The sequence below is a fragment of the Methanobacterium spitsbergense genome, assembly GCF_019931065.1.
Taxonomy (GTDB): Archaea; Methanobacteriota; Methanobacteria; order Methanobacteriales; family Methanobacteriaceae; genus Methanobacterium_B; species Methanobacterium_B spitsbergense.
In genome coordinates, this window is the sequence record NZ_JAIOUQ010000013.1 from 109,811 (window position 1) to 122,030 (window position 12,220).

Annotated in this window: 14 protein-coding genes and 1 tRNA gene; 7 read left to right on the forward strand and 8 right to left on the reverse strand. The window is 32.1% G+C overall.

The features are described 5' to 3' along the window. Window positions 1-30: 30 nt before the first annotated feature. A complete protein-coding gene (polX, locus tag K8N75_RS10775; RefSeq protein ID WP_255590941.1) occupies window positions 31-1,731 on the reverse strand; it encodes a DNA polymerase/3'-5' exonuclease PolX in 1,701 nt (566 codons plus the stop codon). Window positions 1,732-2,038: 307 nt separating this feature from the next. On the opposite strand from polX, the gene msrA reads away from it, so the two are divergent. Then, complete coding sequence (gene msrA, locus K8N75_RS10780; protein WP_223792061.1) at window positions 2,039-2,524, forward strand: peptide-methionine (S)-S-oxide reductase MsrA; 486 nt, start codon at window positions 2,039-2,041, stop codon at window positions 2,522-2,524. A 73-nt stretch (window positions 2,525-2,597) separates the two neighbouring features. Here the strand turns inward: msrA and K8N75_RS10785 are convergent, their stop codons facing one another. Further along, window positions 2,598-3,296 (reverse strand): Nmad3 family putative nucleotide modification protein, encoded by a 699-nt coding sequence (locus tag K8N75_RS10785; RefSeq protein WP_223792062.1) that lies wholly within the window; start codon window positions 3,294-3,296, stop codon window positions 2,598-2,600. Window positions 3,297-3,473: 177 nt separating this feature from the next. Here K8N75_RS10785 and K8N75_RS10790 point away from each other — a divergent pair, with 177 nt between their 5' ends. Together K8N75_RS10790 and K8N75_RS10795 are read left to right on the forward strand one after the other, a co-directional pair. Further along, window positions 3,474-3,881, forward strand: coding sequence for a PaaI family thioesterase (locus K8N75_RS10790; RefSeq protein ID WP_223792063.1), 408 nt, complete (start codon window positions 3,474-3,476; stop codon window positions 3,879-3,881). Between the two features lie 171 nt (window positions 3,882-4,052). Further along, window positions 4,053-4,460, forward strand: coding sequence for a ferritin-like domain-containing protein (locus K8N75_RS10795; protein ID WP_223792064.1), 408 nt, complete (start codon window positions 4,053-4,055; stop codon window positions 4,458-4,460). A gap of 123 nt (window positions 4,461-4,583) precedes the next feature. Here the strand turns inward: K8N75_RS10795 and K8N75_RS10800 are convergent, their stop codons facing one another. Further along, on the reverse strand, window positions 4,584-5,063 hold the full coding sequence (locus K8N75_RS10800) for an HIT family protein (RefSeq protein ID WP_223792065.1): 480 nt from the start codon (window positions 5,061-5,063) through the stop codon (window positions 4,584-4,586). Window positions 5,064-5,204: 141 nt separating this feature from the next. Between K8N75_RS10800 and K8N75_RS10805 the strand changes: the two genes are divergently transcribed. Beyond that, a complete protein-coding gene (locus K8N75_RS10805) occupies window positions 5,205-5,555 on the forward strand; it encodes a hypothetical protein (protein WP_223792066.1) in 351 nt (116 codons plus the stop codon). 74 nt (window positions 5,556-5,629) lie between these two features. Further along, window positions 5,630-6,298 carry a DUF998 domain-containing protein gene (locus K8N75_RS10810; RefSeq protein WP_223792067.1) on the forward strand — a complete coding sequence of 223 codons (669 nt, stop codon included), beginning with the start codon at window positions 5,630-5,632 and terminating at the stop codon, window positions 6,296-6,298. A gap of 66 nt (window positions 6,299-6,364) precedes the next feature. Here the strand turns inward: K8N75_RS10810 and K8N75_RS10815 are convergent, their stop codons facing one another. The 4 genes from K8N75_RS10815 to K8N75_RS10830 all read right to left on the reverse strand — a co-directional run bounded on the left by K8N75_RS10815 (window position 6,365) and on the right by K8N75_RS10830 (window position 8,866). Continuing rightward, window positions 6,365-7,240, reverse strand: a complete 876-nt coding sequence (locus K8N75_RS10815) for a DUF4013 domain-containing protein (RefSeq protein WP_223792068.1) — start codon at window positions 7,238-7,240, stop codon at window positions 6,365-6,367. A gap of 32 nt (window positions 7,241-7,272) precedes the next feature. After that, a complete protein-coding gene (locus K8N75_RS10820; RefSeq protein ID WP_223792069.1) occupies window positions 7,273-7,764 on the reverse strand; it encodes a hypothetical protein in 492 nt (163 codons plus the stop codon). Between the two features lie 207 nt (window positions 7,765-7,971). After that, window positions 7,972-8,045: transfer RNA gene (locus K8N75_RS10825), tRNA-Lys, on the reverse strand. 212 nt (window positions 8,046-8,257) lie between these two features. Then, a complete protein-coding gene (locus K8N75_RS10830) occupies window positions 8,258-8,866 on the reverse strand; it encodes a 5-formyltetrahydrofolate cyclo-ligase (protein WP_223792070.1) in 609 nt (202 codons plus the stop codon). Window positions 8,867-9,194: 328 nt separating this feature from the next. Between K8N75_RS10830 and K8N75_RS10835 the strand changes: the two genes are divergently transcribed. Further along, window positions 9,195-10,244 (forward strand): hydroxymethylglutaryl-CoA synthase, encoded by a 1,050-nt coding sequence (locus K8N75_RS10835; protein WP_223792071.1) that lies wholly within the window; start codon window positions 9,195-9,197, stop codon window positions 10,242-10,244. A 109-nt stretch (window positions 10,245-10,353) separates the two neighbouring features. Next, on the forward strand, window positions 10,354-11,505 hold the full coding sequence (locus K8N75_RS10840) for an acetyl-CoA acetyltransferase (RefSeq protein WP_223792072.1): 1,152 nt from the start codon (window positions 10,354-10,356) through the stop codon (window positions 11,503-11,505). Window positions 11,506-11,769: 264 nt separating this feature from the next. On the opposite strand, the gene K8N75_RS10845 is transcribed toward K8N75_RS10840, so the two are convergent. Further along, window positions 11,770-12,198 (reverse strand): hypothetical protein, encoded by a 429-nt coding sequence (locus K8N75_RS10845; protein ID WP_223792073.1) that lies wholly within the window; start codon window positions 12,196-12,198, stop codon window positions 11,770-11,772. Window positions 12,199-12,220: the final 22 nt, after the last annotated feature.

Here is a 12,220-nt window from a genome sequence, read left to right on the forward strand (position 1 = left end):
TTGGAAATTGAAAATTTATAAAAAAAATTATTATATATCAAAATGTTTCAAGAGTCTTTTTAAGGGTAATGTATTTATTATATCCTCTTTTTTCGCCCAACCCCTTCTAGCAGTTGCAATACCAAGATGAATATTATTGAGTTGCGCAGGTGAATGAGCATCGGTATTTACAGCTAATTTACAACCATGTTCAACAGCCATCTTAATATTCACATCATTGAGATCTAATCGATTCATATGACTGTTAACTTCTAATAGAGTACCGGTATCATTTGATGCATCAAAAATCCTTTCAAGATCTAGTTCATATGCTTTTCTCTCTTGTATCTTCCTGCCTGTTGGATGGGCTATGATATTAACATATTCATTTTCCATTGCAGATAATATTCTACGAGTTAATTCTTTGCTATTTTGATTGAAACCAGAGTGTATACCTGCTAATACAATATCCATTCCACCCAATATTTTATCAGGAACATCTAACAAACCATAGGAATCAATGTTGGCTTCAACACCTTTGAATATCATAATATCCTCCAATTGATCCTGTAAATTATCAATTTCTTTCATCTGTTTTAGCATGGTTTTTTCATCCATACCATTGGCAATTCTGAGGCTGCCAGAATGATCTGTGATAGCTATATATTCATAACCCAGTTTCTGAGCTTTTTTGGCCATATCAAAGATAGATCTTGATCCATCACCCCACTCTGAATGCATCTGGAGGTCTCCTACAATATCATTGTAACCCAAAATTTTTGGTAATTTTCCTAAACTTGCAGCCTCTACCTCACCGGTATTTTCCCTTAATTCAGGTTCAATATATTCCATTCCAAGGGATTTGAAAACATCCTCTTCTGTAGTACCTGCAACAAGTTTTTGGCCCCTGAAAACTCCATATTCGCTGAGTTTTAGTCCTTTAGAAATGGCTATTCTTCTAAGAGCCACATTGGTTTCTTTCGAACCTGTAAAGTACATAAGTGCAGAACCAAATGATTCATCATCAAATACTCTTAAATCAACATCAATACCATTTTCTTTAAGACGCACAGTTGATTTTGAAGGACCACTTACAACAACATCACGTACCATATCCATACCTGTAAAATATGCCATAACCTCAAGTGGCTGGTTGGTTGTAACAAGAATATCAATATCCCCTACAGTTTCCTTTCTACGCCTTATAGATCCTGCAATCTCAACCCTTTCAACATAATCCAGTCTATCAAGTTCCTTTTTCATTTTCACTGCAATGGGGAGTATATTTCCCAGAAGTTTTCTACCTGTGCTTTTTCTTGCATATTCAAGGTTTAAAAGTATCTTCCTTTCTGTGGTCTCGCCCATGCCCTTAAGCCTTCTGATTCTGTGCCTTTTTGCATTTTTCTCAAGGTCATCAAGGTTTTTAATACCAAGTTCATTATATAGCTGTTTTATACTTTTGGGACCTAAACCCTCAACAGCTATTAATGCATCGTAGTCAACTGGAAATTCCTTCTTAAGATTTTCAAGATATTCAAGTGAACCACTTGTATCAACTATCTCTTCAATTTTCTTGGCAATTTTAGCACCAATTCCTGGCAATTCCTGTAATCTTCCTTCTTTTCTTATGTCTTCAATATCCTCTGAAAGATTTTCAACTGTGTGTGCTGCTTTTCTGTAGGCCAAGGTTCTGAAGTCAACAGCTTCTATTTCCATTAGATCTGCAACCTGATTCAATACAGATGCAACCATCTGGTTTTTCATGATATTATATAGTAGTTAACAATTAATAATTCTTGTTAATTCATTATTTATCAATAAAATTTAGAGTGATTACAGTCCAAAATCTTATTTTAATCAATAAAAACACTTGTTTAAAAGAATATTTTTACAAAATTTAATTACAAAGTAATGATAAATAATTAGATTATTACCATTAGAATTGGGAGGGAACCCTATTTCAAAGGTATTTTCATTGATATATAATAAAAGAGTTGTATCGGATAATTGTCTTAGATCATTGTTAAATATTGAATTAAGATTTTAGGGGTGATTTTTAATGACTGAAGAAAAGTATGAAAAGGCAAGTTTTGCTGCAGGCTGTTTCTGGGGTGTTGAAGCTACTTTTAGAGATCTTAAAGGTGTAATATCTACTTCGGTTGGGTATATGGGTGGATCAACAGAAGATCCAACATATGGAGATGTTTGTTCAGGTTCAACTGGACATGCTGAAACAGTACAGATCATATACGACCCAACCAAGATATCATACGAGAAATTACTTGAAACTTTCTGGAATAAACACGACCCAACAACTAAAAACAGACAGGGACCTGATGTTGGAAGTCAGTATCGTTCAATTATTTTTTACCATACTGAAGAACAAAAAAACCTTGCAATTGAATCCAAGAAAAAACTTGAAGAATCGGGTAAATACAACCAACCAATTGTAACAGAGATTATTCCTACCCCAAAATTCCACCCTGCAGAAGATTATCATCAGCAATATCTTGAAAAGCGTGGAAGAAAGTTCTGTGGAATATAATATTTAATATTCCCCTATTTTTAAATTAAAAATAAAATGGGATCAATTATGTTCTATAAATATTGAAATCTGATTATTCAATATTTAATAGATTTTTTAAATTTTCAAAATTATTTGCAGTTACAAACCTTGGTGGTATACTACGCTGGATAGATCCGGAAATTCCAAGCAGATCCACCATTTCAGGAGATACTGCATGATAGTTTCTACCAATTTTGTTGAGCTTTCTTTTACTCAATAAAACAGCTTTATCCAGAAGTTTGCTGGTTTTAACATAACCCTTTATAATTACAAGTTTTTCAAAACCTTCAGATTTAATATGTGAGTTGTTTTTGTAAAGTTTTATACTTTGCATTTGTTCATTAGGGTTGAGTTTACTGAAGTCAATAACTTCCTCCACCTCAAAGTATCCTATTATATACAAAGCCTCTTCATAATCACTATTTTCAAATGGTGTTAAACCTGCATAAAAAACCAAATAATCAGTTTTTTCAAGTTTCAAAAGATAATTTCTTTTACTTGTCTGATCCCCATATGTATATGTTTCAAATTCTGGGTCAAAGTGTAATTTTCTCTTTTTAATCTTATCTGGAAGGTATTTCGAGAATGGTAACCCATTATTTCCTAGTGTTGTCTCAAATGTCCTTTTTTCAATTGTTTTACTATTTTTCTCTGATAATGGTATATATTCAAAACTTCCATTGGAAAAAATCGGTGCAAGTGCTCCATCTGTTCCTTTGTCAATTCCAACCCTTAAGAGCATAGCTTTCATTATTCACCCGAGTTTTTTAGTAATTCATATCATATTTGAGTTACAGAAATAATTATAGTAATGTTTATGATTTTATCATAAAATATAGTGTTTAGTTAATCATCTCTAGTAAAAATAATCATAGATTTACGAATATTAACTTGAATTTCAAAAAAATTTTAGAGGGTGTTAATTTTGTTGGAAGTTGATAAGATTAAAAAATTTTTTAAAGGTGATAGACTTGCAGAATATCTTGGAATAGAACTTGTTGATGTTTTAGATGGGGGAGCTATTGCAAGGCTAGATATTAGAGATGAACATTTAAATGGTATAGGCACTGTTCATGGTGGGGCAATATTTACACTTGCAGATTTCACATTTGCTGTTGCAGCCAACTCTCATGGAAGAGTCACAGTAGCAATCAATGTTAGTATCTCATTTATGAAAGCAGCTACCACTGGAACATTGACAGCAACTGCAAAGGAAATATCATTAAATCCAAAATTAGCAAGTTACACAGTGAATGTATGTGATGATGAAGGAGATATTGTGGCCATATTCCAGGGAATGGCCTACAGGAAAAGGGATAAAATCGTTGTGGATTGAACTATTTTTTCTTTCTATTTTTAACAGGATTTATGGATATCTATTAAATTATAAACCTCAATATTCTGTGTTGAATTTAGAAAAATATTAATTCATTTAGATCCATAATATAAATTAGAAATCTTTTCAGATAATATTTTTTATGTATATTATTATCAAGGAGGAATAGTATTGGGCACCGATGACATAATTAAATTATTGAATGAGGATTTTGTCAGGGAACTTGAAGCATCCATGATCTATGTATACAATTCATTTATTATTGAAGAATGCGAGTCCAGTCGTGTTACTGAAGCAATATCAGTTGATGAGATGAGACATATGTGGTGGTTGGCAGATCTCATAACTAAAAGGGATGGAAAACCTACAATGGAACACAAAGAACTTGATTTTGGTGGTGAAGACTTAAAAAGTATACTTAAATATCAAATACAACTAGAAACCAATGCAGTAGATAGATACAATCACCATATAGACATTATAGATGATGAAGAAGTTGTGGGTGTTCTGAAACATATATTAGATGAAGAAAAAAGGCACAGAAAAGAATATAAAATAAGATTGGATGAACTAGAATAATTTAAATACTTAAATTTATTCCAAAAAATTGTATTCCACATTTTTTTTATAATTTTAAATAACTTTCTATTTTTTTATTCAATAATTATCATATTCAAACTATTTTTTAGATAAAAAAAATTATTATGGATGGGAATGTATTGATGTAGTTGGAATTTTGTTCTTGATATTATTGATTATCCTTTTTCGTACCCTATCTGGAAGGGATCTAAATGGTCTGGGCTTCATTGTTCCAAAGTAGGGGTCTTCAAATAGAAGTCCTTCAAATTGAACTGCATGGTTGTATCTTGGTATATAATGCCAGTGCACATGAGGGTCAGGTGGTTCTTCAAGGTACGAAGCATTCATAAGAGAACCCCAGTTTGACATTGTTACGTCAAAACACTGTTTAACAGCATATTCTAATTTAAATACAAGTTCACCAAATTCGAGCCATTCATCACATTTAAGTCCTGAAAGATCTTCTTCATGTCTGTTTAAAGCAACTACACATGTGCCAATATTACTCTGTTGTGGAGCAAGAAAAACAATCCAGTATTTGGTTTTGAAAATATAATCTCCGAAGTTATATTTCTCAAGCTTTTTACAGTACTCACATTCCAACAATAAACCCCCATAATTATTCAGATAAATCATTTGAGATATAATTTCCTTTACCTTATTTTATATATATCTAGCAGTCATCTGTATTAAATATTAGATCAACCAACACATCTATATCACATCAAAAGAAGAGGGGAGAAAATGTCATTTAAACAGGAAGAATTGGAAGAATTGGAAGAACAGCTTGTACTTCTTTACAGATTTGTATCACAAAACAACACACTTAAAAAATTTTATTACGAAGGTGTTGACATCAAACCTTCATTTAAGGATGAAACAGGAATATTGACCGGGCTAGTTAATAATGAAGAATCAGAGGAAATATTAAAGTCGTGTATAATGGAAATTGAAGATGCAAAGCAAGAAAAGTTAAATGAGTTTCATGAAGTACTTGATTCCTATGATATGGAAGTACTCTTCAAGAAGTATGGAATGAGCGGTGTTGAAGATGTTGATAAACTTGATATCAAGAAGTTAGTTGGTTCTCTATAAATTATTTCAATAAATAATATTACAAATATAATATAAAAGTTCATTATCTTTCAAAGAAAATGGAGTGATTAAAATTGAAATTTCAGCGAGGTAGTTTATTCAAACCTGAACATAACCACTATAAATTTGCTGGAACTTTATTGATTGTAGCATGTATTCAATATCTTATTGCAGTTAACATTTCTGAATCCATGTTTCCAGGTAACTACAGCATTGCATTAAACAGTTTGAGCGATCTCGGAGGTACAATACCACTTGTGGATCCATCTGCACTAATTTTTAACATCAGTAATATTATATTGGGAATTTTAATAGTTGCAGCAGTGTATTTAATACTTAAAAGTGGAGGATGCCGTTTGTTCTCATCTTGTCTACTTATTTTTGGCATAAGTATTGGTTTGCTTGGTATATTCACAGAATACACACCAGCGATCCATGTAACATTAGAAGCATTAGCATTTATCTTTGGAAGTTTAGCTCTCCTGTTCAGTTACAGACTTGGAATAAATATACAGATGACCGTTATATCAATTGTACTGGGATTAATAGCCCTTATAACCTTTATTTCACCTTTAATTTTTGGTATGGGCGATAATAATCCATTTGGGCTGTATTTTGGTATGGGCGGATCAGAAAGGTTAATCATATATCCAATAATTTTATATCTAACTGCACTGGGCGGATATCTTTCAAGCCGTGGAAAAGATTGGGTGAAACTCAGATTCACCGAGGGATACTGGTAAAATTATTTAGAATATAAGAAAATTTGAATAAAAATTTCCCTACTTTTTTTATTTTTTATAAAAACTTTATATAGTCTTTTTTTGTTGATAATTTAATTTTCCACCACATTGACACGCATCAAAATCTTCTAATGACTCTCCATCTTCTAACCTGTAGTATCCTCCACAATTTTCATATTCTAAATAAGTATGCATTCCAGATTTATAAAACAATGCAACCGATCTATAAAAGAAAATACTCATATAAGAAACATAAAATGGGTATAATACACTTTCTACTAATTTTAGGTGTAATATATTAAAAATAACTAATATTATACCTCCAACAAACATTAAAACCAAATAAATAATTCCAACAGCAATATACCATACAACAAGATTGCCCCATCCTAAATTTGAGATAATTTTGAGTATAGTATCAAATTTAAATGCTTCATCTAATTTAGAATTATTATTGGCCATATTTGCCAAGGCCATTGAGACTAAGGGTAAGATTATAATGATATATAATAAAGAGACGAGTACTATAACTCCAAAAAATACAATTAAATTCATGTTATTCAAAATAGAAGTGCCTTTGATACCAAATCCAAGACCCATTGATAACGTTGTTGCAAATATAATTAAAATTACAGGTATTAAGTAAACAAATGCTACTAAGAATAATTTAAGCCCATCTATGAATATCGAAAACCATTGATTAAATTCAGGGAGTTCATTATAACCCTCTAAAGTTGATCTCATTATTTTTATTTCATATCCATATGAAATCAATGCAAAGATAAATCCAAAAATACCTAAAACAACAATCAATACAATATTATTTAAAGAGAACAAAGTATATAAATTAGCGATTACCAGTATAATTCCAAATATCAATAGATTTTTTAAATTAGACAAAGGATACCTTAAAGAATCTTCTAATATAGATCCTATTTTCATTTTATTTTTTCCTTCTGATCTTTTATTGTAATTCAACTTTTAGTTCTCTGATAAATTTCAAAAAATAATTTAAAAACTTCGAATGCTGTTGCCAAAGCAAATGCTATTATCATAACAATCAATGCAAATATCACACCTAAAGATACGAGATTATGACTGAAACTAAGAGGGAATATAATATAGAAGGTATAGACTACTATTAAGCCTAAGATATTTATAAAAACCTTCAATATATGACGAAACCATGATGGATCGTAAAATAGAAATAGTATATTACCTATAATTGCAGATCCAATTGCTAGGTTAATTACCCAGAGAACTTGACTGAATGTGGCTGATATGAATGAAAGATTCCAATTCATGATATTGTTAGCAATGTAAAGTATGATTAAGTTTGCAATTATTGCAAAGATATATTCAGATTTATTAACTGCTTTTTCTTTCATTAAACCATTTTTAATGTTTTTAACGAAATCGTTAGTATCCTTCTTATTTTTAACTTTATCATTTGAACTGTCACTCAAAATAATCAACCCCCCTACTATTATATTCTTTTTATAAGTATTCTGTTGTTGATAAAGAGGTATTGTAAATAATGCATTTAAAATATACAAAATTATCTCAAATGATCCATTAAAAATACATTTAAAAGTAGTATATAATTTTGATTAATTATTTATTTTTATTTAATATATCTGGTTAAAATAATAGAATATTTTAAAAAAATAGAGCGGGCCCGACGGGAATTGAACCCGCGGCAACTCGGTTAAGAGCCGAGCGCTCTGCCAGACTGAGCTACGGGCCCCGAAAAAACCATTACCATAATAACATTGTATGTTTCCACATTACATCGTGATTTCAACATTTTAATAGTACCGGCTTTTTAATCATATTGAATCTTCTATTTAAATAGTTTTGTTTTTGATCCGATAGTAAATGCAATTGCGTAAAGGTCTTCTTTTTTTCTCATTTATTTTAGAACTTCCTTAATTAGTTAAATTCATTATTGTGATTAATTTATGGATTAATTCTAATCACATTTTGGGGTGTTACAATCATATTGATCTTTTGATCATGGGATTCATTTGGAACATCCTCAATTATCTGGATATCATGTACAGTGCTTACAACAGGTGTATTAAATTTTATAGAACCTATATCAAGTAGATGTGATATTTCAATGTCTCCATATCCACCACCTTTGCCCAACCTACCACCAGATATGTCAACAGCAACCGAACCCTCAACAACCATATCAACAACTGGAAATGATTTTAATTCAGTTCCATATTTGAATGCTCCTTTAATGGTTGATGCTTCTTTTACATGTTCTTCAACATATTTTGGTTTAATTATAATATAACCATTTAATAGTTTAGGTGATGCCATGATCAGAGTTTTACCATCAATAAGACAGTTTTCACGAACTTTTATCTGTGCTGTGTCTGGACTGACGAATATTATAACTGATTTTTTCCATTCACATGTGTTTCTAAGCATATCTGCAGCACGTTTTGATCCATTAAAGTCAGGTATTCTTCCATAAGCATCTGATCTTGAGATGCCCTGTTTTATCATCTCATTCCAAATCATCTTTCTTACAGATTCCTTTGTATCTACAAACATTAGCACCACTAAATTATTAAATATATTAGATGGAATAATGGTTTAATTCACAATCAATTATAATTTGATAAGTATAATCCATTAATACTATTAATTTAATAGAGTTTTAAAAGTATTAAGCATTTTTAAAACAATAGTATATATAACAAACTTTATAAACTTGTAAAACAATTACTTTTATAAATGTATTTTTTTTAAATGTAACTAAATAATTAAGTTAGGCATTTATATAGTATAATAATAGTTTATAATACGTTAATGAGAATAATAAGAAAACAAGTAATAAAAAAATAGTTTTCTTTAAGATTACACACGGTTGTGATATTAAATGGCAGGAATTGTAGGATATGGAGTTTATATACCTTCATACAGGATAAAAGTAGAGGAAATAGCAAAAGTTTGGGGCGACGACCCTAAGGCAATATCAAGAGGACTGGTTGTACAGGAAAAATCTGTTCCAGGTCCTGATGAGGATACAGCAACAATATCTGTTGAAGCTGCCCGAAATTCCCTTAAAAGAGCTATGATAGATCCTCAAAAAATAGGAGCAGTATATGTAGGTTCAGAATCACACCCATATGCAGTCAAACCAACTGCAACCATAGTTGCAGAAGCTGTACAAGCAGCACCAGAAATGACAGCAGCAGATCTAGAATTTGCATGCAAAGCTGGTACAGCAGGTATGCAAATATGTATGGGATTGGTAGATGCAGGACAAGTAGAATATGGTCTTGCAATAGGATCTGATACAGCACAGGGAGCACCAGGAGATGCACTTGAATACACTGCATCCGCAGGTGGAGCAGCATATGTTATCGGTAAAAAGAATACCCTAGCAGACTTTGAGGGAACATACAGTTTTACAACTGATACCCCAGATTTCTACAGAAGGGAAGGAAAACCATACCCTAAACATGGTGGAAGGTTCACAGGAGAACCAGCATACTTCAAGCATGTTCTTTCAGGTGCAAAAGGATTATTTGATAAAATAGGAACTGAACCTTCAGATTATGACCATGTTATTTTCCACCAGCCCAATGGTAAATTTTACATAAGGGCCGCTAAAAAACTTGGATTCAACGAGGAACAGTACAAAACAGGTTTATTAACACCTATAATTGGAAACACATACTCCGGAGCAACACCACTTGGACTTGCTGCAGTACTGGACATTGCCGAACCTGGAGACAGGATCATGGCAGTATCATATGGTTCAGGCGCAGGAAGTGATGCTTTCAGCATAACAGTAAACGATCGTATAGATGAAGTTAGAAATAACGCACCTCATGTAACAGATATGGTAAGTAAAAAGACCTATGTTGACTATGCAGTCTATGCCAAGTATAAAGGAAAAATTAGAATGGCTTGGATGCCCTAATTTAATTTTTTAAAAATTAGGATTAAAGATTTATGATAAATATTAAAATTATTGGTTCAGTGTTTGCTAAACACATTATGAATCGTTTAGATATTATGGAGGAATTTAATTGAGAGATGTTGCAATTATAGGAGTCTCACAGACCAAGTTTGGAGAGCTCTGGGAAGTATCATTTAGGGATATGATAACAGAAGCCGGAATGAAGGCAATTAAAGATGCAAACATCGAGGGAGATGAACTTGATGCTATGTATGTTGGAAACATGTCAGCAGGTCTTTTCGTTGAACAGGAACATATAGCATCGTTAATAGCAGATCATGCAGGTTTAACACCTATTCCCTGTGCAAGGATTGAAGCAGCCTGTGCATCAGGAGGTCTTGCTTTAAGAAACGGTATCATGGCTGTTGCATCAGGATACCATGATATAGTAATCTCAGCAGGTGTTGAAAAGATGACGGATGTTGTTGATCCAACACCAGCTATAGCAACTGCATCAGACCAGGAATGGGAGGCACAACAGGGAGTTACATTTCCATCACTCTATGCAATGATGGCAAAACGTCATATGCATGAATATGGAACAACAAGGGAACAGCTTGCAATGGTATCTGTACTTAATCATAAACATGGAGCTAAAAACCCACTAGCACAGTATCCTATGGAAATAACTGTTGATCAAGTTTTAAATTCAAGTATAGTTGCAGAACCTCTTAGATTACTAGACTGCTCACCAGTTTCAGATGGAGCAGCAGGTGTAATTTTATGTCCTGCAGAAGATGCAAAAAAATACACAGATACACCAATTTATGTTAAAGCATCTGCCCAAGCATCAGGTACATTAGCATTACACGACAGGAAAGATATAACAACCATAGATTCAACTGTACATGCAGCTAGAAAGGCATATGATATGGCAGGTATGACACCTAAAGATATTGGTGGTGTGGAAGTACACGACTGTTTCAGTATAAATGGACTTTTAGCAATAGAAGATCTTGGTTTTGTTGAAAAAGGTCAGGGAGGTCCGGCAATTGAAGATGGACTAACTGAACTCGATGGACAAATACCTGTTAATCCATCTGGAGGTCTAAAAGCAAGAGGACATCCATTAGGTGCTACTGGAATTGCTCAAGCAGCAGAGATGGTATGGCAGTTACGTGGAGATGCAGGAAAGAGACAGATTGAAGGTATTGAAGTGGGTATGACCCATAATATTGGCGGAACTGGTGGAACAGCAGCTGTTCACATACTTTCACGTTAAATATATTTGTAAAATAAATAATAAATAATATTTAGGTCTTTAAACGACCTAAATAAAATTTTTTTTAATCATATAAATCGATTTAATCTAAAATAATGTTATTAAAGTAAAAAAGGTAAATAGAAACGTGGCTAAAATTTTTGATATGTTAAATAACAATTTCAAATCAATATAAATAGTAGAAAGTTTTTTTCATATAAAATTTACATCAGAATTTTTAAGTAAAAATATGTTATTGGTTGAATAAAAAAAATTTTAACACTCTTATGCGGGTATATTAGCATATAATTTTATTGTTCCTGATTTGAAGTTCCCAGTATAATAGAACACACCATGATCTGTGGAGTTATATGTTCCATTTATTGTTTGACCTGCTGAAGCTTGAAGATAATGATAATTTATTGAGATGGGGGTTTCTCCGCTGGTTGGGTCTATTTTATTAGCATTTGTGCCTACATAACATATGGATCCATAAGCATCACCAATCAATTTGTAGTCATATCTTACACTGGTAGCATTATCCGGAATATCTACTATTATTGGATTTAAACTGAATTCTGTATTATTTGAAGATGATATATTTATGGTTTTTAGCAGTACTTCATGAGTTTTAATGTTATTGTCCGTACATCCAGAAATTGCTATTATATTCAATATTAATCCTATAACTATAATTGGCAATATTTTTTTCATAAAAACCATTCCCTCTCAAAAA

What these genes read in the sequence shown, in the direction of transcription:
- K8N75_RS10805 (WP_223792066.1), top strand. Translation starts at nt 5,205, where the DNA reads ATGTCATTTAAACAGGAAGAATTGGAAGAATTGGAAGAACAGCTTGTA.
- K8N75_RS10845 (WP_223792073.1), bottom strand. Translation starts at nt 12,198, where the DNA reads ATGAAAAAAATATTGCCAATTATAGTTATAGGATTAATATTGAATATA.
- K8N75_RS10835 (WP_223792071.1), top strand. Translation starts at nt 9,195, where the DNA reads ATGGCAGGAATTGTAGGATATGGAGTTTATATACCTTCATACAGGATA.
- polX (WP_255590941.1), bottom strand. Translation starts at nt 1,731, where the DNA reads ATGGTTGCATCTGTATTGAATCAGGTTGCAGATCTAATGGAAATAGAA.
- K8N75_RS10815 (WP_223792068.1), bottom strand. Translation starts at nt 7,240, where the DNA reads ATGAAAATAGGATCTATATTAGAAGATTCTTTAAGGTATCCTTTGTCT.
- msrA (WP_223792061.1), top strand. Translation starts at nt 2,039, where the DNA reads ATGACTGAAGAAAAGTATGAAAAGGCAAGTTTTGCTGCAGGCTGTTTC.
- K8N75_RS10785 (WP_223792062.1), bottom strand. Translation starts at nt 3,296, where the DNA reads ATGAAAGCTATGCTCTTAAGGGTTGGAATTGACAAAGGAACAGATGGA.
- K8N75_RS10830 (WP_223792070.1), bottom strand. Translation starts at nt 8,866, where the DNA reads ATGTTTGTAGATACAAAGGAATCTGTAAGAAAGATGATTTGGAATGAG.